The following is a 26,125-nucleotide window of genomic DNA, read 5'->3' as shown; positions in this document are numbered from 1 at the left end:
CGCAGGTGCTTACCGAGTCTGGCCAGTCGCTGGCCGATGTGGACGTGGTGGCCTACACGCGCGGCCCGGGCCTGGCGGGTGCGCTGCTGGTAGGCGCTGGCGTGGCCTGCGCGCTGGGTGCAGCGCTCAACAAGCCGGTGCTGGGCGTGCACCACCTGGAGGGGCACCTGCTGTCGCCCTTCCTCAGCGCCGACCCGCCAGAGTTCCCTTTTGTTGCCCTGCTCGTCTCGGGCGGCCACACGCAGCTGATGCGGGTGGATGGCGTGGGCCGCTACGAGATCCTGGGCGAGACCATTGACGATGCGGCTGGCGAGGCGTTTGACAAGTCCGCCAAACTCATGGGCCTGGGCTACCCCGGTGGCCCTGCGCTGTCGCGCTTGGCTGAGCAGGGCGATGCCACGGCCTTCAAGCTGCCACGCCCGCTGCTGCACAGTGGCAATCTCGACTTCTCTTTTGCCGGGCTCAAGACAGCGGTGCTCACGCAGGCCAAGAAGCTGGGCGATGAGCTGGAAGCACGCAAGGCCGACCTGGCGGCGAGCACCGAGGCCGCGATTGTCGAAGTGCTGGTGAAGAAGACGCTGGCCGCGCTCAAGCAGACCGGCCTGAAACGTGTGGTGGTCGCCGGTGGCGTAGGGGCCAACCGGCACCTGCGTGCGCAACTCAATGCGGCCTGCGCTGCGGCCAAGGTGCGCGTGCACTACCCTGAGCTTCACCTGTGCACCGACAACGGCGCCATGATTGCCATGGCAGCGGCCATGCGGCTGCAGGCGGGGCAGCAGCAGGCCAACACCCACTACGCCTTTGACGTGAAGCCGCGCTGGCCGCTGGATGCCATCACCGTGTGATTTTGAAGAAAAGTGGCACCTGGCGCAGGTAAATCATGCGCTAGGCGCTATCTTTTTTGATGTTCAGAACGGATAGTGGCGCGGCGTGGTCTGCACCGTGATCCAGCGCAGTTCGGTGAATTCACGTACACCGGCCATGCCGCCAAAGCGGCCGTAACCCGAACTTTTCACGCCGCCAAAAGGCATCTGGCCTTCGTCATGCACCGTGGGGCCGTTGACGTGGCAGATGCCCGACTCGATGCGTGCCGCCACGTTCCACGCCTTGGCCACGTCGCGGCTGAACACGGCGGAGGACAGACCGAACTCGTTGTCGTTGGCGCAGGCGATGGCTTCTTCCACACCATTCACGCGCACCACGGGTTTGACGGGGCCGAACGATTCTTCGCGGTAGATGTCCATCTCGGCCGTCACGTGGTCGAGCACCGTGGCCTGCATTAAGGTACTGTCGCTCTTGCCGCCACAGACCAGCGTGGCGCCCTTGGACAGTGCGTCGTCGATGAGGGCATTGCAGCGATGCACCGTGGCCATGTCCACCACCGAGCCCAGCACCACCGGGCCCTTGCGCGGGTCGCCCAGGGGCAGGGCCTTGGCGCGTTCGCCCAGCTTGGCCACAAACTCGTCGGCCACGGCGTTGTCCACGATGATGCGTTCGGTGGACATGCAGATCTGGCCCGAGTTGGCGAATGCCCCAAACACGGTGCCCGCCACGGCGGCGTCGATATCCGCGTCATCCAGCACCAGCAGCGGGGCCTTGCCACCCAGTTCCAGCACCACGGGCTTGAGGTACTTGGCGCAGGTCTGCGCAATGATGCGGCCCACCTTGGTGGAGCCGGTGAAGTTGACGCGGCGCACTGCCGGATGGGCCACGATGGCTTCGACCACAGCGCCTGCATCCGCCGGAGCGTTGGTCACAAAGTTCACCACGCCAGCAGGCAAACCAGCTTCCTGCAGCGCTTCGATGATGAGGCCGTGTGTGGCGGGGCACAGCTCCGACCCCTTCAGGATCACCGTGTTGCCGCATGCCAGCGGCGTGGCGATGGCGCGCACACCCAGGATGACCGGCGCATTCCACGGTGCAATGCCCAGCACCACACCTGCGGCCTGGCGCACGCCCATGGCCAGGCTGCCGGGCACGTCGGACGGGATCACTTCTCCTGCAATCTGCGTGGTCAGGGCTGCGGCTTCCTGCAGCAGGCCTGCAGCCAGGTGCACGTTAAAGCCCGCCCACATGCCCGATGCGCCGGTCTCGGCCGCCATGGCCACCGCAAAGTCGGCCGTGCGGGCCTCCAGCGCATGTGCTGCCTTGAGCAGCAGCGCGCGGCGCGCGTTGGGGCCTAGGGCGGACCAGGCCGGGAAGGCCTTGGCGGCTGCGTCGGCAGCGGCCTTGGCGTCGGCCACGCTGGCAGCGGGTGCCGTGGTGGCGACCGATCCGTCCAGCGGGTTGCGGCGCTCAAACGTGGCGCCGCCGGTGGCTTGCACGCGCTCGCCGTTGATCAACATGGCAATGGCAGTCATGGATGAAAGCTCCTAAAAAGAACAGATGAAAAAAAGGGGGGAAGGTATTCAGGCCACGCCCAGATAGGCTTGGCGCACCACGTCGGACTTCAGCAAGTCAGAGGCTCCGCCAGACGCCACAATGCGCCCGCGTTCCAGCACATAGCCGCGCTGGGCCACCTGCAGCGCCTTGCGCACGTTCTGCTCCACCATGAGCACGGTGACGCCTTGCGCGGCGATGCGCTGCACGATGGCCAGCAGCTCATCGACCATGCGCGGCGCCAGGCCCAGCGAGGGCTCGTCCAGCATCAAGAGGTGCGGGCCGCTCATCATGGCGCGGGCCACGGCCACCATCTGCTGCTCGCCGCCGCTCATGGTGCCGGCGAGCTGCGTGGCGCGTTCCTTGAGGCGCGGGAAGTCTTCGAACGCCTGGTGCAGACGCTCGGCGCGCACGCGTGAAGGCACCAGCCAGCCGCCCAGCTCCAGGTTTTCGGTCACCGTCATCTGCGGGAACAGCTGGCGGCCCTCGGCTACCAGGGCCAGGCCGCGCTGCACGCAGGCGGTGGCGTTCATTGCGGGCAGGTCGCTGCCGTCCAGCGCTACGGTGCCCGTGCGGGGCAGCAGCCCGGCCAGCGCCTTGAGCAGCGTGGTCTTGCCAGCGCCATTGGGACCGACGATGACGGTGATGCCGGGCGCGGCCTCCAGCGTCAGGTCCTGCAGCACCTGAAAGCCGTGGTAGCCCGTGGTCAGGTTCTGCACGGCGAGGTGTGCGCCGCTCATGCCGTGGCTCCTTCGCTGTTGGTTGCCATTTCGTCACCCAGGTAGGCCTCGATCACCTGCGGGTCGCGCACCACCTCGGCGGGTGTGCCGTCGGCAATCTTGCGACCCTGGTGCAGCACCAGCACGCGCTCTACGTACTTGAGCAGCGTGGTCACCGCATGCTCGATCCACACCACGGTCAGGCCCCAGTCGTCGCGCAGGCGGCGGATGCGCTGGGCCATGGCGTCCACCTCGGCCTCGGTCAGGCCCGCAGCCACCTCGTCGAGCAACAACAGGCGTGGGCGTGTGCCCAGGGCCATGCCGATCTCCAGCAGGCGCTGCTGCGACGGCGTCACGTCGGCGGCGGGGCGGTCGGCCAGGTGCGCCAGGCCCAGCATGGCGAGGATTTCCTCCTCGCTGCGCAGGCCCTCGGGCCCCTGGCGGTGGCGGCCCGCGAACTGCATGCCAAAGCGCACGTTGTCGCGCACCGTCATGTCGGGGAACACGCGCGGCGTCTGGAAGGTGCGAGCAATGCCGTGGGCCGCATAGTGGTGCGGGCCCTTGCCGGTCAGGTTGTCGGCACCACAGTGCAGCGTGCCCGAGGTAGGCGGTTGCACGCCCGAGATGGCGTTGAAGAATGTGGTCTTGCCCGCACCGTTGGGGCCGATAATGCCGATCAGTTCGCCCGTGTGCAGCGTGGCGCTCACGCCATCCACGGCAGTCAGGCCACCAAAGCGCACGGTCACGCTGTCAATGGTCAAAAGTGCTTCAGCCATGGTGCGCCTCCGCAGCAGGCTTGCGCCGTTGCCACAGCGTGGCCAGGCCATTGGGCAAGTACATCACGCACAGAATCAGCAGCAGGCCCAACACCATCATGTAGCCGTAAGGCAGCTGCAGGCGCAGGGTTTCGGCCAGCAGGCTGAACACGATGGCCGCCAGGATGGGGCCGCCAATGCTGGTCGCGCCGCCAATCAACGCGATCAGCACCGTCTGGAAGCCGATAAAGGGGCTGAACACGGCTGCGGGCTCGATGTAGGTCCAGCGCACGGCCATGGCCGCGCCCACGGCGCCTGCAAAGGCGGCGGTGATGCCAAAGCCTGCGATCTTGGCCAGGCGCGTGTCCACGCCCAGCGTCTGGGCGCGCTGCTCGTCGGCGCCGATGCCCGACAGCGCCAGGCCAAAGCGGCTGCGCTGGATGGCAATGGCGGTGGCAATGGCCGCCGCCGCGATCAGCAGCACCGTGAGGTAAACCGTCTCGTTGCTGGGCACCACCGTGAGCACGCGGCCCACGGTGCCAGAGACCTGCTTTTCGACAAAGGTGACGGCATGGCGGATCAACTCCGTCATGCCGAAGGTGAGCACTGCAAAGTAGGTGCCGCGCAGGTGCAGGACGGCAGCCCCCATCACCACGGCCACGATGGAGGCGATCAGTGCGCCGCTCAGTATCACCAGCGGCCAGGGCAGCACGCCCAGTAGCGTGGCGCTGGTGTACGCACCAATGCCGAAGAAAGCCGACGTGGCGAGTGAGAGGTAGCGGGTGGCACCGCAGAACAGCGACCAGCTGGTGGCCAGCGCGATGTACATCAGGCAGCTGAGCAGCACCGAGGTGGCGAACTCGGACACCAGCCAGGGCAAGGTGGCGACCACGGCCACCCCCGCTGCCAGTGCGAGCCAGGGCTTGTTGGAATGGAGGAGTTTCATTTCTTGCTAAACAAACCGTTGGGGCGCCAGATCAGCACGCCGATGAACACTGCATAGCTCAGCAACATCTTGAGAGACGGGCTGCTGAAGTGCATACCCAAAGCCTCGACCACGCCCAGCAGCAAGCCACCGGCCAGACTGCCTGCCAGGCTGCCAAAGCCGCCCAGCGTGATCACGATCAGCGCCGTCACGGTGTAGGGCTCACCCATCGACGGAGAAATCTCATACGTCATGGACAGCAGCGCACCCGCCACGCCCGACAGGCCTAGGCCAATGCCAAACATCATCGGGTGCAGGCGCCGCGTGTTGATACCTACCAGCTGCGCGCCCGTGGGCGACTGCATCAGCGCCCTCACCGCCTTGCCCAGCAGCGTGAGCTTGAGCAGCGCGATCAGCGCGGCCGACAGCGCCAGTGCCACGCCAAACAGCACCAGCTTGTTTTCAGTGAAGCGCATGCCTGCAATCTGCACCGGGTCGGCCAGGTATTCATAGCCACGCAGATCGCCGCCCCAGATCAGCAGGGCGGTGTTCTGCACCAGGAACATGAGGCCAAAGCCCACCATCAGGCTGCGCGCCTCGAACACATCCACATTGGGTGCGCGGGCGGCCAGGCGCTTGAAGCACAGCGCATGCACCACCACGCCCAGCGCAAACAGTGCGATGAAAGCCAGCGGCATGAGCAGCAGCGGCGAGATGCCCCACAGGGTGTGCGCGGACCAGGTGAGGAAGGCGCCCAGCATCAGGAACTCGCCATGCGAGATGTTCATGATGCGCATCAGCCCGTACTGCAGGTTCAGGCCCATGGCCACCAGCGCATAGATGCCGCCTGTAATGAGGCCACTGGCGACCAGTTCGGCCCAGGAAGTCAGAGACACTTTGTTATTTCCAGGCTGGTTTCGCGGTGTTCAACTGCGCCGTGGCACGGTCCTTGGGCCACACGACTTCGAAGTCGCTGCCCTGCCACTGGCTCACCGTGCCGGGGATGGACGCGTTCTCGCTGCCCTGGAAGCGGATGCCACCCAGGATGGTCTGGAACTCGTTTTTGGCGATGTGCTCGCGCAGGGCCTTGCGGTCCAGGCCCGCCTTCTCCACGGCCTGTTGCAGGATCTGCAAGCCTGCCCAGGCATGGCCGCTGGCCCAGCGGTCGGGCTCCTTGTTGAACTTCTTCACGTGGGCGTCGAAGTACGCCTTGGCCTCGGGGCTGGTCTTCACGCTCCACGAGCCCATGCCGATCACGCCTTCGGTGTTGGCCTGCATCACGTTCTTGTAGAGCTGGAAGGCCGTGCCCACCGAGGCGTAGAAGAACTTGGGGTTCAGGCCCACCTCGCGCGCCTGGCGGCTGGCCAGGATGGTGTCGGGCGGGTAGGTGATGCCGATGAAGGCGTCGGGGTTCTGGTCCTTGATGCCGCGCAGCACGGGCGCCAGGTCCTTCACACCCAGCGGGTAGCTCTTGCGCTCCAGCACCTGGATGCTGGTCTTTTTGAGGGCGTTGTTCAGCGCGGCGAAGTTCTCCAGGCCAAACAGATCGTCCATGTAGACGATGGCAATGGTCTTGACGTTGTTGGCCACCAGCATGTCCACCAGCGCACCCATCATCTTGTCGGGCTGCTGCAGCAGCGAGAAGAAGTAGGGCAGGTTCATGTCGATCAGCTTGCGCGACAGCGCCGTGGGTGCCAGCAGCGGGTAGCCGAAGCGGTTGGCCAGCGGCGCGATGGCGAAGTTGGCGCCCGAGCCCCAGGGCGGCAGGATCAGGTCCACCTTGTCGCTGCCCATGAGCTTTTCGTAGGTGCGGACACAGGTCTCGGTCTCGCTGCGGTCGTCGTAGCCAATGAGTTCGATGGGGCGCTTGGTGCCCTTCACGCTCAGGCCACCCGCTGCGTTCACCTGCTCGGCCCACAGCAGGTAGTTGGGCTCCTGGCTCACCTGGGCACCGGCCGCCCAGGGGCCGGTGCGGGCGATGGCGTAGCCGATGCGCACGGGTGCCGCGCTGCTGCCCTGGGCCCACAGCTGGGGTGCCACGGCCAGGGTGCCGACCGTTGCGGCGGCGCCCTTGATCCACTGGCGCTTGGAGGGTTGGTGTGCTGTCATTGTGTGTCTCCTCGGATGGGGCCTGCGTGGTGCACGCCGTGCCGGGAATCGTAGGCAGACGCGTTCATGCGCGCTGCGCTCAGCGTGCACAAAACGCTTGCCTCAGCGTGCAGGCGGCAGCGGGTTTACCCGGATTTCCCTCGGTGGCACGGGGTAACGGGGCGTCCGATAATTCAGCCGCATAGCCATCAGGCTTGCGCAACCCGCACTGGAGACACCATGGCCCATCCCCTGACCGAGGTATCCACCGACGCCGTGCCTGCGCGCGACCGCTTGCACCTGTGGGGCGATGCGGTGTGGCGCCTGATTGGCGGGCTGGAGTCCGACGCGTTTGGTGACGATGCCTTTGCAGGCCACATCACCTCGGGCCAGGCGGGCTATGTGAACCTGTGCCAGCTGGACGTGAGCCGCCACCGCGTGGTGCGCACCCCCAGCCTCATTCGGGGCAGCGACCGGGCCTACATCAAGGTGGTGGCCCAGCTCGAAGGGCGCGCGTGCTTCGAGCAGAACGGTCGCCAGGTATGGTTGTCGCCGGGTGAGTGGAGCGTGTACGACACCACGCGCGCCTATGCCGTGAGCAACCCCGAGGCCGTGCGCCAGATGGTGCTGATGATCCCGAAGGAACAACTGCCCGAGCGCAAGCTCAAGCTCGATGACCTGATGGTGCAGCGCTTCTCGGGCACCAGTGGCGTGTCGCGACTGGCATGGGACACCATGCGCGCCGCGTTTGCCGAGCTGCCCACCATGTCCGACGCCGCCGCCGATGGCGTGGCCGATGTGATCACGCACCTGGTGCAGCTGTCGCTGCTGGAGCGCAACGGGCAGCAAAGCCTGCTGTCGCAGCGTGAGGCCCTGCGTGACCGCATCAGCCAATACATCGACCGGCACCTGGGCGACCCCGACCTCACCATCGACCGCATGGCCCAGGCGCTCAACTGCAGCAAGCGGCACCTGTACAACGCGGTGGCCGATGACGAGGAAACCCTGGCCGCCATGATCCAGCGCCGCCGCCTGGAGGCCTGTCTGCGCGACCTGCGCCACCCGGCGCATGCGCAGCGCTCGGTCACTGACATTGCGCTGTCCTGGGGCTTCAGCAACAGCGCGCATTTCAGCCGCGCGTTCCGCTCGCATATGGGGTGCAGCCCCAGCGAATACCGGGCCCGCGCGTTGGCGCCGGTGGTGCTGTTGCGGGACGAGTCGCGGCTCGCGCACTGAGCGGCACCCCGGCCCCTTGCGTGTGGGGCCGTCTGCGCGGTAAAGCATGCTCACCCGTTCTGCGCATGCGTATGCATCGGCATGCAGTGGCGTGACCTTTGCCTTGCATCAATTCTTTACGCGGGCTTGACCCAGTGGGTACGTTGTTGGCGCAATCGCTGCTCACAATGGAGTTTTCCCCTGCGTAGCCATTGCCCATGCGTTTTCTCCCACTTGCCTCTACCGGCACACCCACTGCCCGCGCAGCGCAACCTTTGCGTGCTGTGCCGTGGAGGCAAACGGCTTTGTTTTTGTGCGTGCTAGCCACCGCCGGGTGTGCCAGCCTGGCACCCACGGATCGCGCATTGCCCGCAGTGGCCGTTCCCCCGGCCTGGTCTGCGGGGGGCAACGGCACAGCGCAAGGGGCTACGGCTACATCCCTGGCCCAGTGGTGGCAGCGGTTTGACGATGCGGTGCTTACCTCGCTGGTCGAGCAAGCCTTGCGCGCCAACAGCAGCGTGCGCACCGCCCAGGCCGCGCTGCAGCAGGCGCGTGCGCAGGTGGATGTGCAGTCGGCCGGCCTGCTGCCCAGCGTAGGTGCATCGGCTTCGGCGCAGCGCAGCCGGGCCAGCAACAGCACGGGCAACACCTTCCAGGCCGGTTTTGATGCGAGCTGGGAGCCCGATGTGTTTGGCCGCCTGCGCAGCGGCGTGAGCGCCAGCGAGGCTGACGCCCGCGCGGCCGAGGCCAGCCTGGCTGACGTCCAGGTATCGCTGGCCGCCGAGGTGGCCGTTAACTACATCGAGCTGCGCGGGCTGCAGCAGCGCCTGGCCATTGCGCGCAGCAACCTGGCCAGCCAGCAGGAGACCTTGCAGATCACGCAGTGGCGCCTGCAGGCCGGGCTCACCACCTCGCTCGTCACCGAGCAGGCCCGTGCAGCGGCCGAGCAGACCGCCGCGCAGATTCCCAGCCTGGAAGCCAGCCTGGCGCAGTCGCGCTACAGCCTGGCCGTGCTGACAGGCCAGGTGCCAAGTGCCCTGGATGCAAAGCTGGCCGCCAGCGCGCCCGTGCCGCAGCCCACCGCAGAACTGGCGCTGGCAATCCCGGCCGAGACGCTGCGCCAACGCCCCGATGTGCGTGCGGCCGAGCAGCGCATTGCAGCCGCCCTGGCGCGCGTGTCGCAGGCCGATGCGGCGCGCTACCCCAGCTTCTCCCTTGGAGGCTCGTTGGGCCTGCGTGCCCTCACGCTGGGCGCGTTGTCGGGGGGCAGTGCGGTAACCAGTGCCTTGCTGGGCAGCGTGTCTATCCCGCTGCTGGATGGTGGCGCCGCCCGCGCCCAGGTGCGCGTGCAGTCTGCCGCGCTGGAGCAGGCCCGTGTGGCCTACGAAGCCACCGTGCTCACGGCGCTGCAGGATGTGGAGAACGCGCTGGTGGCCTTGCGTGGCGACCGGGAAAAACTGGAGCGTCTCACGGCCGCTGCAGACGCCGCCCGCAATGCCGCGCTGCTGGCGCAGCAGCGCTATAGCAGTGGTCTCATCGACTTTCAGGCGGTGCTGGAGACGCAGCGCACGCTGCTGTCCACGCAAGAGAGCGTGGCCACAACCACCGCTGCTGTCGCAGCAGACCATGTGCGCCTCTACAAGGCGTTGGGCGGCGGCTGGGCGGTAGCCGAATGAACAGCTGACAAGCCCTTCCTCACGCCCACTCCATCGCCTGCCAGCCCCCATTTTCTGATTCACGTCCCATGCCAAATAACTACACTTCCGCTTCTTCTGCACCCGCCAAAGCCGCCCCCTCCGACCTGAGCGCCTTGCTGGGGGCTGACCGTCCGCGCCGCTGGTGGCAGCGCACTACCGTGTGGCTAGGGGTGGCCGCGCTCGCGGTGGTGGGCGGTGGCTTGTATGCCTGGCAATCGCGCCAGAGCGCCAGCACTGCACCCACCTATGTCACCGAAGAGCTGCGCCGGGGCAATCTCACACTCACTGTGTCGGCCAATGGCACGCTGCAGCCCACGCGCTCGGTCACCATTGGCAGCGAGCTGTCGGGCACCGTGCGCAACGTGCTGGTGGATGTGAACGACAAGGTCAAGAAGGGGCAGCTGCTGGTGGAGCTGGACACCGCCAAGCTCGAATCGCAGGTGCTGCGCTCGCGGGCCTCGCTGGCGTCGGCGCAGGCCCGCCTGGCCCAGGCCGTGGCCACCACCAAGGAGGCCATTGCCAACTTTGGCCGGCTCGAAGAAGTGGCCCGTCTGTCCGGCGGCAAGGTGCCCTCGGCCTCCGAGCTGGACGCAGGCCGCGCCACGCTGGACCGCGCCCGCGCCGATGAAACCAGCGCCCGCGCCACGGTCGAGGACGCACGCGCCGCGCTGTCCACCGACGAGACCAACCTGTCCAAGGCCTCCATCCGCTCGCCCATCGACGGCGTGGTGCTGACGCGCACGGTGGAGCCTGGCAACGCCGTGGCCGCTTCGCTGCAAGCGGTGACGCTGTTCACCGTGGCCGAAGACCTCACGCGGCTACGGCTGGATGTGAGCGTGGACGAGGCCGACGTGGGCTCGGTCAAGGTGGGTCAGGACGCGAGCTTCACGGTCAGTGCCTATCCCTCGCGCCGCTACCCGGCCCAGGTCACGCGCGTCTCGTTTGGCTCCACCAAGACGGACAACGTGGTCACCTACATCACCTGGCTGGAGGTGAACAACAGCGACATGAGCCTGCGCCCCGGCATGACGGCCGCTGCCACCATCACTTCCACTGAACGCAAGGACGTGCTGCTGGTGCCCAACACGGCGCTGCGCTTCACGCCCGCTCAGGCCGCAGGGGCCGAGGCGAAGCCCGGAGCGGGTGGTGCCAAGCCAGGCGCCTCGGGCAGCGGCAGTGGTGGCGGCATCATGTCGCAGCTCATGCCGCGCATGCCACGCTCTGGCTCGGGTCCACGCAAACCAGGTGCGGGGGGCGAGGCGGGCGATGGCGCGGGCAAGACGCGGCAGGTGTGGGTGCTGCAGGACGGTGCCGCCAAGCCCATCGATGTGCAGGTGGGCATCAGCGATGGCCGCCATACCGAGGTCACGGGCGAGGGCCTCACGCCCGGCATGGCCGTGATCACCGACCAGCGCGCGGCAGGGGCCAAGCCATGAGCGTGGCGGGCGACACCCCCATCATCCGCCTGCGTGGCGTGACCAAGGTCTATGGCGAAGGGGCGCTGGCCTTTCAGGCGCTCAAGGGCGTTCATCTCGACATTGCGCAGGGCGACTTTGTGGCCATCATGGGCCCCAGCGGCTCGGGCAAGTCCACGGCCATGAACACGCTGGGCTGCCTGGACCGACCCACCACGGGCGAATACCTGTTCAAGGGCGTGCATGTGGAGTCGCTCTCGCGCGACGAGCGGGCGCGGCTGCGGCGGCGCTACTTTGGCTTTGTGTTCCAGGGCTTCAACCTGCTGGCGCGCACCTCGGCGCAAGAGAATGTGGAGCTGCCCCTGCTGTACCGGGGCGAGTCGGCCACCACGCGCCATGCGGCGGCCGCGCGTGCGCTGGAAGCGGTGGGCCTCAAAGGCTGGGAACACCACACGCCCGCCGAGCTGTCGGGCGGGCAGCAGCAGCGCGTGGCCATTGCGCGCGCGATCGTCACCGAGCCCGATGTGCTGCTGGCCGACGAGCCCACCGGCAACCTCGACACCCAGCGCAGTGTCGAGATCATGGAACTGCTCTGGCGCCTGAACGCCGACCACGGCATCACCGTGCTGATGGTCACGCACGAGCCCGACATGGCGCAGTACGCGCGGCGCATCGTGCGGTTTGTCGATGGCGTGGTGGACAGCGATGCAGCCAACCCACACCCCAAGGGCCTGGACGCTGATGTGGCATCGGCCCAGCCGGCGGTGGCCGGTTCGGATGCGGGAGGCCACTGATGTTGCTAAACACCCTGCTGCTGGCGCTGCGCTCCATCCGGCGCAATCTCATGCGCTCCTTCCTCACCATCCTGGGCATCGTGATCGGCGTGAGCGCGGTGATCACCATGGTCACGCTGGGCAACGGCGCCACCCTGGCCATCCAGAACCAGATCTCGGGCCTGGGCACCAACCTGCTGCAGGTGCGCCCCGGCCAGCGCATGGGGCCCGGCGGCGGCACGGGCGCCCCGGCCTTCAAGGACACCGATGCCGACGTGATCGCGCAGCAGATCGGCGGCATCCTGGCCGTGGCGCCCGAGGCGCGCGCCGCCGCCACCGCCGTGGTGGGCGGGCGCAACTGGACGACCAGTGTGATCGGCAGCACCAACGCCTGGCTGGAGACCGGCAACTGGACGGTGCGCACGGGCCGCGTCTTTACCGACGCTGAATTGCGCGCGGGTGCCGCCGTCTGCCTGATCGGCGAGACCGTGCGGCGCGAGCTGTTTGGCACCGCCGATGCCGTGGGCGGCCAGCTGCGCGTGAAGGCGTTTTCTTGTGAGGTGGTGGGCGTGCTGGCGTCCAAAGGGCAGGGTGCGTTTGGCAACGACCAGGACGACACCGTGTTGGTGCCGCTGCGCACGCTGCAGCGCCGCGTGACGGGCAACACGCGAGTGAACACGCTGCTGGTGTCCATGAAGGACGGCAGCGACCCCGAGCGGGTCAAGGCCAGCCTCACGCAACTGCTCCGCGAGCTGCGCAAGCTGTCGGACTCGGACGAAGACAACTTCAACGTGCTCGACACCAAGCAGCTGGCCGACACGCTCTCGGGCACCACCAAGGTGTTGACCACGCTGCTGGGCGCCGTGGCAGCCGTGAGCCTGCTGGTGGGCGGCATCGGCATCATGAACATCATGCTGGTGAGCGTGACCGAGCGCACGCGCGAGATCGGCCTGCGCCTGGCCATCGGCGCACTGGAACGCGAGGTGCTGCTGCAGTTCCTGATCGAGGCCGTGGTGCTGGCCGCGCTGGGTGGGCTCATCGGCATCGTGCTGGCCACGGGCGCGTCCCTGGCGCTATCGGGGCTGATGGGGGTGCCCTACCTGTTCAACCCCGGGGTGAACCTGCTGTCGTTTGTGTTTTCGGCCGGGATCGGTGTGGTGTTTGGCTACTTCCCGGCGCGGCGCGCGGCACGCATGGACCCCATCGATGCGCTACGGCACGAGTGAGCAAGGCCGTGGGCTGGCTGCCGAATGGCGCCTGACCGGGTGCCCTGGAAGAAAAAACAAGCAAAAAAGGCATGAAGCGCTAGTGCATCATGCCTTGATTGCTATTGAAAATATAGCGATGGCCGTCATGCGCCATCGCCTTGGGAGTGGCTGGCTTCAGTGAATGGTCAGCGTGGTGGCCTTGCTCACGGGCTCCAGGCGGACCAGCGTCAGGGTCAGCACGCCGTTTTCCAGCTTGGCGGTGCTGGCGCTGGCGTCAATCTCGGTGGGCAGCTCCCACGCGCGCTGCACCTTGCGCGGTGCGCCTTCCAAGCTTTGCACCTGCACCACCTGGCCTTCAATGCTGATCGAGAGCTGTTCGCGGGCCAGGCCGGGTACGTCCAGCTGCAGGGTGGTGGCCTTTTCGTCCTGCGTCACGGTGCAGCCCGCAGCGGGTGCTGCAGCAGGCTGTGCCAGCGCGCCCATCAGAAAACGTTGCAGCGCCAAGTCGGCGGAACGGGGGGCTTGGGCATAAGCGGCGCGGCGGATCACGGGGGCGAAGATCATGGGTAACTCCTATACACTGCGCGGCTCTCGACGTGGTCGCCGCATGGCAGAGAGGTGTGTGCGGCCACGCCGCATTTCAAGGGAAAAATGCCATGAATAAATTGCAATCTGTGGGCTTGAAATCAGGCGCTGCGGCATTACGTCACACCGTTTGGGCAGCCGCAGTGGCCCTTGCAGGCGCCGTGGCGTTGGTGCCTGCCGCGCAAGCGCAGACCCCGCCTTCGGCAGCCGTGGCCCAGGCCAGGCCGGTCAAGCTGGCGCTCATCGAAAGCCTGTCGGGCCCGTTTGCCAACACGGGCGAGGCTGTGTACCGCAACATCTACTGGGCCATGGAGCGCGTGAATGCACGCGGCGGCGTGCAGCTGCCTGCCAGCAGCGGCGGCCCCCGCCCGCTGGTGCTGGAGCGCTACGACAGCAAGGGCCAGAACGAAGAAGCCCTGTCTGCCCTGCGCGCCGCGATTGACGATGGCGCGCAGGTCATCCTGCAGGGCAATTCATCGTCCACGGCCGCCGTGCTGATCGAGGCCATCAACAAGCACAACGAGCGCGAGCCGCACAAGCGCGTGCTGTTCCTCAACTACTCGGCGGTGGACCCCATCCTTACCAACGAGAAGTGCAGCTTCTGGCACTTCCGTTTTGATGCCCATGCCGACATGCGCATGGCCGCGCTGATGGAGGTGATGCGCGAGGACAAGGCCTTGAAGAGCGTGTACCTCATTGGCCAGGACTACAGCTTTGGCCAGGCCGTGCTGCGCGAGGCCAAGAAGCAGCTGGCCGCCCAGCGCCCCGATGTGGCCGTGGTGGGCGAAGAGCTGCACCCCATCGGCCGCGTGAAGGACTTTGCGCCCTATGCCGTCAAGATCAAGACCAGCGGCGCGCAGGCCGTGGTCACCGGCAACTGGGGCAATGACCTCACGCTGCTGGTCAAGGCCGCGCGGGACGTAGGCTACGAGGGCAGCTTCTACACCTTCTACGGCAACGCGCTGGGCGCTCCCGCCGCGATTGGCGACGCGGGCATCGGCAAGGTGGTGGCCGTGGCCGACTGGCTGCCCAACGTGCCGGGTGCGCAGAGCGAGGCGTTCTACCAATCCTTCCGCACACGCTTTCCCAAGCCGCAGGACGACTACGTGCACATGCGCATGCAGCTGATGGTGGAGGCCCTTGCCCAGTCCATCGAGCGTGCAGGCAGCACCGACGTGGTGGCCGTCGCGCGCCAGATGGAGTCGGCCAACGTGCAACTGGCCGGCCAGGGCGGCACCATGCGCGCGGCCGACCACCAGTTCCAGCAGGCCTTGGCGGTGGGCGTGATGGACAAGAAAGGCGCCCCCGGCGTGAAGTTCGACGTGGAAGGCTCGGGCTACGGCTTCCGCGTGGTGCGGCAGATTGCGGCGGCCAAGGCGCAGCAACCGCACAGCTGCCAGATGCAGCGTTACTGATGCGTGGGTCCGCCCCGGGCGGCCGGGGCGGCCGGGGTGATCGCGCTCAGCGCCGGATGCGGTGGCCCGTCTTGAACACCCACCGCACCACGGCGAGGCACATTGCCATGAACACCAAGGTCATGCTGGTGCTCACCGCGATGTGCACGTCGGCATGGCCATAGAACGCCCACCGCAGCCCGCTGATGAGATAGACCACCGGGTTGAACAACGAGACGGTCTGCCAGAACGGTGGCAGCATGCTGATGCTGTAAAACGCCCCACCCAGAAAGGTAAGCGGCGTGATCACCAGCAGCGGGATGACCTGCAGCTTTTGAAAGCTGTCCGCCCACAGGCCAATGAGGAAGCCGAACAGGCAGAACGTGACGGCCGTGAGCACCAAAAAGCCCACCATCCACACGGGGTGCGCCACCTCGTACGGAACAAACACCCGGGCGGTGGACAGGATGAGCACCGACACCAGCAGCGACTTGCTGGCTGCCGCACCCACGTAGCCCAGCAGCACCTCCACCCAGTTGACCGGCGCGCTCAGCAGTTCGTAGATGGTGCCCGACCATTTGGGCATGTAGATGCCAAAGGCCGAGTTGGAGATGCTTTCGGAGAGCAGCGACAGCATGAGCAGGCCGGGGATGATGTAGGCGCCATAGCTCACCCCGCCGATGTCGCCCATGCGCGAGCCAATGGCGGAGCCGAAGACGATGAAGTACAGCGCGGTGGTGAGCACGGGCGCAATGAGGCTTTGCATCCAGGTGCGGAAGGCGCGGTTCATTTCGAAGCGGTAGATGGCGCGCACGCCATGCAGGTTCACACCGGTCATGCTGGGATCGCTTTCTGGGGCGAAGGGGTGGGGACCTTGTCCTGGTGCACCAGGCTGACGAAGATGTCTTCGAGCGAGCTTTCGCTGGAGTGCAGGTCCTTGAAGTCGATGCCGTGCTCGGTCAGGGCGCGCAGCAGGGCGGCGATGCCGGTGTCTTCCTGCTGCGTGTCGAAGGTGTACGTCAGGACGGTGCCGCCCTGGCTCAGGGCCAGAGGCCAGCGGGCGAGCGGTGCGGGCACTTGCGCCATGGGCTGCTGCAGCGTGATGGCCAGCGCTTTCTTGCCCAGCTTGCGCATCAGCACGGCCTTGTCTTCCACCACGATCAACTCGCCCTTGCGGATCACGCCGATGCGGTCGGCCATGTCCTCGGCTTCTTCCAGGTAGTGGGTGGTCAGGATGATGGTGGTGCCCGCGTCACGCAGTTCCCGCACCAGGCGCCACATGTCGTGGCGCAGCTCCACGTCCACGCCGGCGCTGGGCTCGTCCAGGAACAGGATCTTGGGCTCGTGCGACAGTGCCTTGGCGATCAGCACGCGGCGTTTCATGCCGCCCGACAGCGCGAGGATCTTGTTGTCCTTCTTGTCCCACAGCGACAGGTCTTTGAGGATCTTCTCGATGTATGCGGGGTTGGGGGCCTTGCCAAACAGGCCCCGACTGAAGTTCACCGTGGCCCACACCGTCTCGAACGAGTCGGTGTGCAGCTCCTGGGGCACCAGGCCAATGGCAGCACGTGCTGCGCGGTAGTCGCGAACCGTGTCGTGCCCATCGGCCGTGACGGACCCCGCCGTGGCATTGCTCATGCCACAAATCACGCTGATCAGCGTGGTCTTGCCCGCGCCATTGGGCCCCAGCAGGGCAAAGATCTCGCCGCGCCGGATGTCCAGGTCGATGTTCTTGAGTGCCTGAAAGCCGCCGGCGTAGGTTTTGCTCAGGCCGCGTACACGGACGATGGCGTCCGTGTCGGGTGCTGGAGAAGGTGATGCAGGCATTGGGAGGGTTCTCTGGGAGGGCCAGGGCGTTCCGCCGTGGCCGGGCCGCTGTGCAAGCGGTCAAAGCCGGGCATTGTGGACTGACTTGCACAAGTGTGCTGGGCGGGGGCTCCGAGCCCGCAGAAACCCCCGGGTTGCGCCGTTCGGCGAGTGGCTCGCAGCGGTGGGGCAGCGGTCAGCGTGCCGCCGCCACCTCGCGCCCCAGCTCGATGACGGCCATGGCGTAGTAGCTCGACCAGTTGTAGCGCGTGATGGCGTAGAAGTTTTCGGTGCCCGCCACGTAGCTGGGCGCATCGTTGCCGTTTTGCAGTTCCACCAGCGCCAGCGGGCCCGTGTGCTGCACGCCCTGGGCATCCAGCACAGCGCCCTTGACCAACATGCTGGCGGCACTGAAGGTGGGCAGGATGTCGGGGGCGAGCAGGTCGTCCAGCTGCAGGCGCGCATTGTCGAACTGCACCCCAAAGTGCGTGGGCATGCCGGGCGTCCAGCCGTGGCCCCGGAAGTAGTTGGCCACCGAGCCAATGGCGTCGGCCGGGCTCTTGAACAGGTCCACGCGGCCGTCGCTATCAAAGTCCACCGCGTAGCGCACCCAGCTCGATGGCATGAACTGGCCCAGGCCCATGGCGCCGGCATAGCTGCCGCGTGGCTCAAACGGGTCGGTGTTGCTGCGGTTGGTGAGGCTCAGGAACTGCTCCAGCTCGCGGCGGAAGAACTCGGTGCGCTCCTTGGCGCGCGGGTGGGCGGAGGGAAAGTCGAACGCCAGCGTGGCCAGCGCGTCCATCACGCGGAAGGTACCCATCTGCTGGCCGTAGATGGTCTCAACCCCGATGATGCCCACGATGATCTCGGCGGGCACGCCAAACTCGCGCTCGGCACGCTCCAGCGTGGCCTGGTTCTCCTGCCAGAACCGCACGCCTGCACGGATGCGGATGGGGTCGATGAAGCGGCTGCGGTACACGCGCCAGTTCTTGGCCGTGCCCTTGGCGGGCGGCAGCATGAGGCGGGGCACCTGCGGCAAGAAATGAGCCTGCCCAATGGCCTGGCGCACCCACTCGCGGTCCAGGTCCCGCCGTGTGGCCAGGTCGTCGGCAAAGTCCATGGCCTCAGGGCGCGATGCGTAGAGCACCGGGGCCTTGGCACTGGCCCGCCCCTGGTGGGCCTGGCCGGCTTTGGCATGTGCCTTCTGGGCCGCCGGTTTGGGTTGATTTTCGGGCTTTGCGCCAGCGGGTAATGCACAGGCAGCTATCAAAAATATAGCTGCCGTGGTCCATGATGCTGTCTTCTTCATGTCAATGGTTCGTCATGTTGTGGCTCCCTGCAGCGTCTGATACCGGCGCGCTCCAAGACCAGGGATGCCAAGCAAGGGCCGCCCCGCAGCGAGGGCATCGTCCCCCTGGGGGGAAGCGGCGCAGCCGCTCAGGGGGGTGATTCACTGTTTCGGCCAGGCGAGGCTGCGGAACTCCCGCCGCAATTCGCCCAGGGCGGCCTCTGGGTGGGGGGCATAGCGCACGCGTTCCAGCCGCAGCAGCCAGTCGGCCACCGCCGCAGCGGGTGCGCCGAATTGTGCCTGCACCCGCTCGGCCATGGCCCGGGGCGGCAAGGTGTCGGGCAATGCCATGCCTGCGCGGGCCAGACGCTGGCGCGCGCGGGCCAGCAGGCGCAGCCAGGGGTCGTGCTGGCTGCGCTCCCACAGGCTCCAGCCCATGCCTCCGAGGGCCGCCACGACGATCAGGATGCCCAGCACCATGGTCAGGTCCTGCCAGCTGGGCGACTCAAAGCCCAGGGACTTGAGCAGGTCCAGCTGGCGGCTTTGCGTGTAGTTGAGCACCCACTGGTTCCAGCTGTTGTTGACGGCCTCCCACACGGCGCGCAGGTTCTGCGCCAAGCCCGGGCTGATGACCGTGCCCATGGCGGTGGCAAACGCCCCTTGGGGCGCGCGCAGCCGCTGAAAGGCCCCGGTGCGGCCGGGCGACACGGCGCCCGTGGGGTCCACCCGCACCCAGCCCCGGCCGGAGAGCCAGACTTCGGCCCAGGCATGGGCGTCGCTCTGGCGCACGGTCCAGAGCTTGTCCACGGGGTTGCGGTCGCCGCCCTGGTAACCGGTGACGATGCGGGCCGGGATGTCGAGCGCACGCATCAGCACCACAAAGGCCGAGGAGATGTGCTCGCAGAACCCTTCCTTGCGGTCAAACCAGAACTCGTCGGCCGTGTGCTGGCCGTACACGCCGGGCTCCAGCGTGTACACATATCCGCCAGTGCGCAGGCGGTTCAGGGCGGCATTGACGAGCGCCTCGGCGTTGTCTTGCGCGGGGTTGGGGTTGAGCTGTGGGTCGTTGCGCAGTTGCTGGGCCAGCGCCAGCGTGCGGGGATTGAAGCCGGTGGGCAGCTCGGTATAGGTGCGCAGGGCGGCGTTGGGGGCGCTGGGGCCATGGGCAAACTGCGTGTAACTCTCGGCCTTGTAGCGCACCACGTCGGTCACGGCGCGGGTGGTCAGCCACTGCAGGTCCTGCGTCATGAAGGTCTCCATGCCAGCCACTGCGGGCTTGTCCACCGCAGCGTCCAGCAGCAGCAGCCAGGGGCGCTGGTGGGGCTCCAGCGTCACTTCGTAGCGCACGGGCTGGCCTTGCACGCGCAGATTGGCGACGGTGCTGGCGCGTGCCTGCGAGTAATCGCCGGGGCGGGGCGACACCGGGTGCCATTCGACGCCGTCGAAGGTGCCGAACACGGGGCCGCGGAAGTACAGGTCGCTCTGCGGTGGCGCGGCGCCGTCAGGGGTGTCAAACCGCACGCGCATGGCCACCGTGTCGTCCAGCGCCAGCTCGGCAATGTTGCCTACCTTCATCACACCCGACAGGCCGCTGCGGCCGCTCATGGTGTCGCTGGGCATGCCCCACAGCGGCGCCATGCGCGGGAACAGCATGAACAGCGCCGCCATGATGGGCGCGCCCAGCAGCGCCATGGTGCCTGCTGTGCGTAGTGCCTGCGAAAGCGGTGGCCGCCCCACAGGCATGTGGGCGTTGACCAGGGCCGTGAGCAGCCCCAGCAGCGCCACCAGCATGGCAGCGGCCGTGAACAGCGACTGCGAGAAGAAGAAGTTGCTGAGCATCGTGAAGAAGCCCAGGAAGAAGACCACCAGCGCGTCGCGCCGCGCGCGCAGTTCCAGCATCTTGAGCGCCAGCAGCATCACGATCAGCGTCACCCCTGCATCGCGGCCCAGGATGGTGCGGTGGGTGTACAGCGTGCCCGCCACCGCGATCACCAGCGGAACGGCCAGCACCCAGCGCGTCGGCAGCGGGCGGCCCTTGAAGGCCAGCCAGCCGCGCCACAGCATCAGTCCGGCCGCCAGCAGGCTCGCCCATACAGGCAACACGTTGACCTGCGGGGCGATGACCCACGCAATCACGGCGAGCAGGAACAGCGTGTCGCGCGCGTCGCGCGGCAGTGCGTTGAGCGTCTGACGCAGGGTCATGGCTGCGCGGTGGAACGGGGGAGGATGGATTTCATGATGCTATTTATTTGATAGCTATTAGGGCAATAAGAATATGCGCTTGGAGCCGATAGGGGCCAAATTCGGCAGGAATGGGCAGTGGCAGGTCAACACAGGGCCAACGCCTCCAGGCAGCGGCGGCGGTGGGCGGCCCCCGTGTCGGGCGCGATCTCGGTGCCGGGCAGGCGCAGGCCATAGTCCAGGCCCAGGCGGTCGGCTTGCAGCACCCAGGCCGTCAGGCGCGACACGCGTGCCTCATGGTTGGGCAAGGCGGCGTGGGCCAGGTCCAGCCACAGCTCGTGCCGCTGGGCCTGTTGCGCGTCACGGCTCACCAGGTCATCGGTGCCGGTGGCCAGCGACTTCGCCGCCTTCTTCCAGACCACCAGTTTGAGCGGGTCGCCCCGCCGGTAGGCCCGCACGCCGTCGAATTCGCCAATGCCCTGCGACGGCGCATTGCCCGTGCCCCCTGCGCGGGGCTCGCCCGGCGGCAGGGGTTGTGGCGGCACCTCGGGCGCGGGGTACACCAGCACCTCGGCAGCAGGGCGCCAATAGGTCCACACGCGGAAGGTGCCCAGCGGAAACCGCGTTTCAGCCGTCAGTGTGGGCACGCGGTGCAGCCCCCGGCGCCCGGGCTGGAAGGCCACCTGCACGCTGGCCTGGCCCTGGGCGGGCACGTCGGTCCAGGCCCAGTGGTGTTCGGCCTTGCCGGTGCCGTGCACCGCCAGGGCAATGCCATAACGCGGCGACTTGCGATCACTGGACAGCTGGATCTCAAACGCCGTGCTGGTGCCCAGAAAATGTGGCTCGGGTGCCTTCAGGTGCAGCGTCAGCCCGCGCAGGTTGGCGTGGCAGATGTGCATGCCCACCACCGCGCTGCCAGCCAGCAAAAAGGTCAGCAGGTAGCCCAGGTTGAGCTGGTAGTTGATGGAGGCCACCAGCAGCACCACGAGCGTGAGCGCCAGCATCCAGCCCGAGCTGGTGGGCAGGATGTAGACATTGCGCTGGGTGAGCTGCAGCGTGTCGGACAGCGGCAGACGTGCCTGCCACCAGCGCTGGAAGCGCCTGCGAAGGCGCGCCACGGGGCTGAGCCGCGCGGCCAGGCCGCGCCAGCCCGTGGTCGTCGTGAGGGAAGGGTGGGCGGCGGATTCCATCGATCAGGGCAGCGGCACGGCATCGACCATGGCGCGGACCTGCTCGACCGCGCCGCGCCCGGCGTCGCCCACGGGCACCAGGCGGTGGGCAATGGTTTGCGGCAGCACGGCCTGCACATCGTCCGGCGCCACATAGTCGCGCCCGCTGATGAGCGCCTGGGCCTTGGCGGCGCGCAGCATGGCAATGCCCGCGCGGGGCGACAGGCCCTGCAAGAACCAGCGGCCCGAGCGGGTGGCGGCGATCAGGTCCTGCACGTAGTTGAGCAGGGGGTCTGCGGTGTGCACGGCCTGCACCTGGCGCTGCAGCTCGGCCAGTTCTTCGGCGGACAGCAGGGGCAGCAGGCTGCTCACCATGTCGCGCCGGTCGGCGCCCGACAGCAGCAGGCGCTCGGCGGCGCGGTCGGGGTAGCCGATGGAGATGCGCATCAAGAAGCGGTCAAGTTGTGACTCGGGCAGCGCAAAGGTGCCCAGCTGGTCGTGTGGGTTCTGGGTGGCGATCACGAAGAAGGGGTGGGGCAGGGCGCGGGTTTCGCCCTCGACCGACACCTGCTTTTCTTCCATGGCTTCCAGCAGGGCGCTTTGCGTCTTGGGGCTGGCGCGGTTGATTTCGTCGGCCAGCAGCACCTGGGCAAACACCGGGCCGGGGTGGAACACAAAGGCTTCCTTGCCACGTTCGTATACCGACACGCCGGTCAGGTCGCTGGGCATGAGGTCGGCAGTGAACTGGACGCGTGAAAACTGCAGCCCAAAGGTGTGGGACAACGCGTGCGCCAGTGTGGTCTTGCCCACACCCGGCACGTCCTCAATGAGCAGATGCCCCCCCGCCAGCAGGCAGGCCACGCAGTCCTGAACCTGGGCCTTTTTGCCCACGATCACCGTGTTAAGCTGATCCAGAAGCGATTTGATCTTGTGCTGTGCATTCATGGCACGACGTTATCCGAAAAACGGCAAAAAATGCGAGACGCGGGGACAAGACTGTGAGCAAGACGGGCTATTTCACCCATCGGGATTGTTGGAAGCACGAGATGGGCCCGGGCCACCCCGAATGCCCCGAGCGGCTGGATGCGATTGAAGACCGTTTGCTGGTCACCGGCGTAGGGGATGCGCTGGAGCGCTACGAAGCCCCGGAAGCCTCGCTGGCTGACATCGAACTGGCCCATGGCCGCATGCACATCGCCGCCTTGCGCGGGATGTCTGACCGGCTCAACGAAGAGCTGATGGCCGGCGGCCCCAGCTACGCGCAGATTGACACCGACACCTCCATCAACGCCCACACCTGGAAGGCGTCGCTGCGTGCTGCGGGTGCCGCGCTGGCCGCCACCGACGCGGTGATGGCGGGCGAGGTCGAAAATGCCTTCTGCTCCGTGCGCCCCCCGGGGCACCATGCCTGCCGCGACAAAGCGATGGGCTTTTGCTTTTTCAACAACGTGGCGGTGGCGGTGAAATATGCGCTGCAGCGGTACAACCTGCAGCGCGTGGCGGTGGTGGACTTTGACGTGCACCACGGCAATGGCACGGAGGACATCCTGGCCAATGACCCGCGGGCGCTGATGGTCAGCATCTTCCAGCATCCGTTCTATCCCTACAGCGGCGACCACGATCCCGCCCCCAACATGGTCAACGTGCCGGTGCCCGCGTACACACGCGGCATGGACATCCGCGAGATCATCGAGATGATGTGGATGCCCCGGCTGGAGGCCTTCAAGCCCGAGATGATTTTTGTGAGCGCCGGTTTTGATGGCCACCGCGAGGACGACATGGGCCAGCTGGGCCTGACCGAGCAGGACTACACCTGGATTACCCAGCGCGTGAAGGACGTGGCCCGGCGCTACTCGAAGGGCCGCATCGTGTCGTGCCTGGAGGGTGGCTACGTGATGGGGCCGCTGGCGCGCAGTGTGGAGGCACATTTGCGGGTCCTGGCCGATCTTTGACTCCCCCTGAGCCGCCTGCGGCGTCTCCCCCCCTGAGGGGGGCGCCACCCGTGGCCTGGCGGAGCCAGCTCCACGGTGGCACTGGCCTCATGCGCGCCTGTTTCAAACGCCCCTCGCATTGCTGTGCACAGGAGAAACAACATGACGATTCCAAATTCTGACGAGCTGCTGCTGATCACCCGTGATACGCGCGGCGTGGTCACCTTGACCCTGAACGACCCGGCACGCTTCAATGCGCTGGGTGCAGAGATGCTGTCTGCGCTGCAACAGGCGCTGGACGATGCGGGCCGCGATGAGGCTGTGCGCGTGGTTGTGCTGGCCGCAGCAGGCAAGGCCTTCTGTGCGGGGCACAACCTCAAGGACATGGCGGCGAACCCGGACCTGGCGTACTACCAAAAGCTGTTTGCGCAATGCAGCCGCATGATGCTGACCATCCACAAGCTGCCAGTACCCGTGATCGCCAGGGTTCAGGGCATGGCGACGGCCGCAGGCTGCCAGCTGGTGGCGCAGTGTGACCTGGCCGTGGCGGCCGACAGCGCGAGTTTTGCCACCAGTGGCATCCATTACGGCCTGTTTTGTGCCACGCCGAGCGTGCCGCTCGTGCGCAATGTGCCCGCCAAGCGGGCGATGGAAATGTTGCTCACCGGCGACTTCATGGATGCGCCCACTGCACTCGCGCAAGGGCTGGTGAACCGGGCGGTGCCCGCCGATGCGCTGGATGCCGAGGTCGAGCAACTGGTGCAATCCATCCTGCAAAAGCCCCGTGTGGCCGTGGCCATGGGCAAGGCGCTGGTGTATCAGCAGCGCGAGCTGGGCATTGATGCCGCCTACCAGTTGGCAGGCCAGACCATGGCCACCAACATGATGGACGCGGCCGCCCAGGAGGGCGCCCGTGCGTTTGCCGAAAAACGCCAGCCCGCCTGGAAGCGTTGAGGCGCCGCACGATGGACAAGCCGATGCTCGACGACGTGGGCCTGTGGGTGCAGGCCTTTCTCAGCCCCACGGTGCTGGTGGAACTGGCTGTTTTGGCAGTCTGCGTGGGCTTGGCCTGGGGGCTGGTGGCGCTGCTGCAGCGCGGCCTGCGCCGGGGCGACCCGCGCTCCATCCTGTTTGGTGTGCGGATCGTGGATGGCGCGCTGTTCCCGCTGGTGCTGCTGAGTCTGGCCTACATCGCGCGCACCCTGCTGCACCATTGGGTGGCGCTGGCGGCTTTCAAGATTGCGATCCCGGTGCTGGTGGCGCTGGTGGTCATTCGCATTGGCGTGAAGGTGCTGCAGGTGGCCTACCCGGACGCTGCCTGGGTGCGGCCCATCGAGCGCTCCATCTCCTGGATGGCGTGGCTGGGCATGGTGCTGTGGGTCACCGGACTGCTGCCGCTGGTGCTGGACGAGCTGGACCAGATCCACTGGAAAGTGGGCGGGGCGACGCTGTCGGTGCGCACCATCATCGAAGGGGCGGTCACCGCAGCGGCAGTGCTGCTGATTGCCCTGTGGATCTCGGCGGCCATCGAGTCGCGGCTGCTGCGCTCGGCCACAGGTGCCGAGCTGTCGCTGCGCAAGGCGGTGAGCAACGCGGTGCGGGCGCTGCTGGTGTTTGTGGGGTTGCTGGTGGCCTTGTCGTCGGTGGGCATCGACCTGACTGCGCTGTCGGTACTGGGCGGTGCGGTCGGCGTGGGCATTGGCTTTGGCCTGCAGAAGCTCGCGGCCAACTATGTGAGCGGTTTTGTGATCCTGGCCGAGCGCAGCATGCGCATCGGCGACAACGTCAAGCTCGATACGTTCGAGGGGCGCATCACGCAAATCAATGCCCGCTACACCGTCATACGCTCGCCCTCGGGGCGCGAATCCATCGTGCCCAACGAACTCTTGATCACCCAGCGGGTGGAAAACCTGTCGCTGTCAGACCCGCGCGTGTGGATGTCCACCGTGGTCAGCGTGGCCTATGAGAGCGATGTGGACAAGGTGGCCCAGTTGCTCACCGATGCCGCCCTGGTCAGCCCGCGCGTGCTGCGCGACCCCGCCCCCAGCGCCGCGCTGTCGGCCTTTGGGGCCGATGGGCTGGAGTTCACCGTGGGCTTCTGGATTGCAGACCCTGAAAACGGATCCCTGGGACTGCGCTCGGACATCAACCGGGCCATCCTGAGTGCGCTGCGGGCCCACCAGATCGAAATCCCTTACCCCCAGCGGGTCATGCATGTGCAGGTCGATGGCGCAGTCCCTGCAGCGATGTCGCCGGGCGGGGCGCCCGCGCCAGCACCGGCTTCGGCGGGTTGATCCGGTTGCAGGGTGATACCCCGGCGGGCGCCCGGTAGCGCAGGCGACAGCAAACTCTAGACACTGTCCGGGTTCACTCGCCTATAATTCACAAAAAGCACGATCGTTCTTTTTTATGATTGTGCAGTCTGTGTGGTGGCTCCGTAGCGCTTTCGCTGCAGTGCGACATAGAATGTTCTAGTTTACGTAAACGTCAATTCAACCAACTCTCTAGGAGCCGCAGCAATGAAGGTCTTGGTCCCTGTCAAGCGCGTGGTGGACTACAACGTGAAGGTCCGCGTGAAGTCGGACAACACGGGTGTA

At 66.8% G+C, this 26,125-nt stretch carries 23 protein-coding genes and 1 pseudogene; 11 read left to right on the top strand and 13 right to left on the bottom strand.

Annotation, left to right across the window (positions count from 1 at the left end; all coding sequences use genetic code 11):
• Positions 1-845: tRNA (adenosine(37)-N6)-threonylcarbamoyltransferase complex transferase subunit TsaD (tsaD, locus tag DBR23_RS16690; protein WP_233250510.1), on the top strand; the 845-nt coding region annotated here is incomplete at its 5' end.
• 63 nt (positions 846-908) lie between these two features.
• Here the strand turns inward: tsaD and DBR23_RS16685 are convergent.
• The 6 genes from DBR23_RS16685 to DBR23_RS16660 are packed head-to-tail and all read right to left on the bottom strand — an operon-like array spanning position 909 to position 6,887.
• Positions 909-2,360 carry an aldehyde dehydrogenase gene (locus DBR23_RS16685; protein WP_108498987.1) on the bottom strand — a complete coding sequence of 484 codons (1,452 nt, stop codon included), beginning with the start codon at positions 2,358-2,360 and terminating at the stop codon, positions 909-911.
• A gap of 48 nt (positions 2,361-2,408) precedes the next feature.
• Positions 2,409-3,119 (bottom strand): ABC transporter ATP-binding protein, encoded by a 711-nt coding sequence (locus tag DBR23_RS16680; RefSeq protein ID WP_108498986.1) that lies wholly within the window; start codon positions 3,117-3,119, stop codon positions 2,409-2,411.
• A complete protein-coding gene (locus tag DBR23_RS16675; protein WP_108498985.1) occupies positions 3,116-3,874 on the bottom strand; it encodes an ABC transporter ATP-binding protein in 759 nt (252 codons plus the stop codon). Before DBR23_RS16675 ends, DBR23_RS16680 begins: the two co-directional genes overlap by 4 nt.
• Entirely contained in the window at positions 3,867-4,799 is a 933-nt protein-coding gene (locus DBR23_RS16670; protein WP_108498984.1) for a branched-chain amino acid ABC transporter permease, read from the bottom strand. The genes DBR23_RS16675 and DBR23_RS16670 overlap by 8 nt, the downstream gene beginning before the upstream one ends.
• Positions 4,796-5,674 carry a branched-chain amino acid ABC transporter permease gene (locus DBR23_RS16665; RefSeq protein ID WP_108498983.1) on the bottom strand — a complete coding sequence of 293 codons (879 nt, stop codon included), beginning with the start codon at positions 5,672-5,674 and terminating at the stop codon, positions 4,796-4,798. The genes DBR23_RS16670 and DBR23_RS16665 overlap by 4 nt, the downstream gene beginning before the upstream one ends.
• A gap of 4 nt (positions 5,675-5,678) precedes the next feature.
• Positions 5,679-6,887, bottom strand: coding sequence for an amino acid ABC transporter substrate-binding protein (locus DBR23_RS16660; RefSeq protein WP_108498982.1), 1,209 nt, complete (start codon positions 6,885-6,887; stop codon positions 5,679-5,681).
• 219 nt (positions 6,888-7,106) lie between these two features.
• Here DBR23_RS16660 and DBR23_RS16655 point away from each other — a divergent pair, with 219 nt between their 5' ends.
• From DBR23_RS16655 to DBR23_RS16635, 5 genes are all read left to right on the top strand, one after another.
• The gene (locus DBR23_RS16655; RefSeq protein ID WP_108498981.1) at positions 7,107-8,102 is read left to right on the top strand and encodes a helix-turn-helix domain-containing protein; all 996 of its coding nucleotides are present in this window, start codon (positions 7,107-7,109) and stop codon (positions 8,100-8,102) included.
• A 296-nt stretch (positions 8,103-8,398) separates the two neighbouring features.
• Complete coding sequence (locus tag DBR23_RS16650) at positions 8,399-9,757, top strand: efflux transporter outer membrane subunit (RefSeq protein WP_108498996.1); 1,359 nt, start codon at positions 8,399-8,401, stop codon at positions 9,755-9,757.
• Between the two features lie 68 nt (positions 9,758-9,825).
• Positions 9,826-11,214, top strand: a complete 1,389-nt coding sequence (locus tag DBR23_RS16645; RefSeq protein WP_108498980.1) for an efflux RND transporter periplasmic adaptor subunit — start codon at positions 9,826-9,828, stop codon at positions 11,212-11,214.
• Positions 11,211-11,987 carry an ABC transporter ATP-binding protein gene (locus tag DBR23_RS16640; protein WP_108498979.1) on the top strand — a complete coding sequence of 259 codons (777 nt, stop codon included), beginning with the start codon at positions 11,211-11,213 and terminating at the stop codon, positions 11,985-11,987. The genes DBR23_RS16645 and DBR23_RS16640 overlap by 4 nt, the downstream gene beginning before the upstream one ends.
• Positions 11,987-13,192 (top strand): ABC transporter permease, encoded by a 1,206-nt coding sequence (locus DBR23_RS16635; RefSeq protein WP_108498978.1) that lies wholly within the window; start codon positions 11,987-11,989, stop codon positions 13,190-13,192. The genes DBR23_RS16640 and DBR23_RS16635 overlap by 1 nt, the downstream gene beginning before the upstream one ends.
• A 156-nt stretch (positions 13,193-13,348) precedes the next feature.
• On the opposite strand, the gene DBR23_RS16630 is transcribed toward DBR23_RS16635, so the two are convergent.
• On the bottom strand, positions 13,349-13,738 hold the full coding sequence (locus DBR23_RS16630; RefSeq protein WP_108498977.1) for an Hsp20/alpha crystallin family protein: 390 nt from the start codon (positions 13,736-13,738) through the stop codon (positions 13,349-13,351).
• Between the two features lie 92 nt (positions 13,739-13,830).
• Between DBR23_RS16630 and DBR23_RS16625 the strand changes: the two genes are divergently transcribed.
• Positions 13,831-15,174, top strand: a complete 1,344-nt coding sequence (locus DBR23_RS16625) for a branched-chain amino acid ABC transporter substrate-binding protein (RefSeq protein ID WP_108498976.1) — start codon at positions 13,831-13,833, stop codon at positions 15,172-15,174.
• A gap of 46 nt (positions 15,175-15,220) precedes the next feature.
• Here DBR23_RS16625 and DBR23_RS16620 read toward each other — a convergent pair whose 3' ends face one another.
• The 6 genes from DBR23_RS16620 to DBR23_RS16595 all read right to left on the bottom strand — a co-directional run bounded on the left by DBR23_RS16620 (position 15,221) and on the right by DBR23_RS16595 (position 22,542).
• A complete protein-coding gene (locus DBR23_RS16620; RefSeq protein ID WP_056058402.1) occupies positions 15,221-15,982 on the bottom strand; it encodes an ABC transporter permease in 762 nt (253 codons plus the stop codon).
• A gap of 5 nt (positions 15,983-15,987) precedes the next feature.
• Positions 15,988-16,980 (bottom strand): ABC transporter ATP-binding protein, encoded by a 993-nt coding sequence (locus tag DBR23_RS16615; protein WP_056058370.1) that lies wholly within the window; start codon positions 16,978-16,980, stop codon positions 15,988-15,990.
• 175 nt (positions 16,981-17,155) lie between these two features.
• A complete protein-coding gene (mltB, locus tag DBR23_RS16610; protein ID WP_233250509.1) occupies positions 17,156-18,268 on the bottom strand; it encodes a lytic murein transglycosylase B in 1,113 nt (370 codons plus the stop codon).
• 141 nt (positions 18,269-18,409) lie between these two features.
• Complete coding sequence (locus tag DBR23_RS16605; RefSeq protein WP_108498975.1) at positions 18,410-20,449, bottom strand: DUF3488 and transglutaminase-like domain-containing protein; 2,040 nt, start codon at positions 20,447-20,449, stop codon at positions 18,410-18,412.
• Between the two features lie 125 nt (positions 20,450-20,574).
• Positions 20,575-21,618 (bottom strand): DUF58 domain-containing protein, encoded by a 1,044-nt coding sequence (locus DBR23_RS16600; RefSeq protein WP_056058379.1) that lies wholly within the window; start codon positions 21,616-21,618, stop codon positions 20,575-20,577.
• Between the two features lie 3 nt (positions 21,619-21,621).
• Positions 21,622-22,542 (bottom strand): MoxR family ATPase, encoded by a 921-nt coding sequence (locus tag DBR23_RS16595; protein WP_108498974.1) that lies wholly within the window; start codon positions 22,540-22,542, stop codon positions 21,622-21,624.
• A gap of 101 nt (positions 22,543-22,643) precedes the next feature.
• Here DBR23_RS16595 and DBR23_RS16590 point away from each other — a divergent pair, with 101 nt between their 5' ends.
• From DBR23_RS16590 to DBR23_RS30860, 4 genes and pseudogenes are all read left to right on the top strand, one after another.
• Positions 22,644-23,549: a histone deacetylase family protein gene (locus DBR23_RS16590; protein ID WP_056058384.1), complete on the top strand. Its 906-nt coding sequence runs from the start codon at positions 22,644-22,646 to the stop codon at positions 23,547-23,549.
• A gap of 141 nt (positions 23,550-23,690) precedes the next feature.
• Positions 23,691-24,482: an enoyl-CoA hydratase gene (locus tag DBR23_RS16585; RefSeq protein WP_108498973.1), complete on the top strand. Its 792-nt coding sequence runs from the start codon at positions 23,691-23,693 to the stop codon at positions 24,480-24,482.
• An 11-nt stretch (positions 24,483-24,493) separates the two neighbouring features.
• Entirely contained in the window at positions 24,494-25,822 is a 1,329-nt protein-coding gene (locus tag DBR23_RS16580; RefSeq protein WP_108498972.1) for a mechanosensitive ion channel family protein, read from the top strand.
• Between the two features lie 225 nt (positions 25,823-26,047).
• A pseudogene (locus DBR23_RS30860) lies at positions 26,048-26,125 on the top strand (electron transfer flavoprotein subunit beta/FixA family protein); the annotation flags it as partial.

Source organism: Acidovorax sp. HMWF018 (genome assembly GCF_003061035.1).
Classification (GTDB): Bacteria; Pseudomonadota; Gammaproteobacteria; order Burkholderiales; family Burkholderiaceae_C; genus Acidovorax; species Acidovorax delafieldii.
The sequence above is the reverse complement of the archived record's forward strand: the minus strand, read 5'-3'. Positions and strand labels throughout refer to the sequence as shown.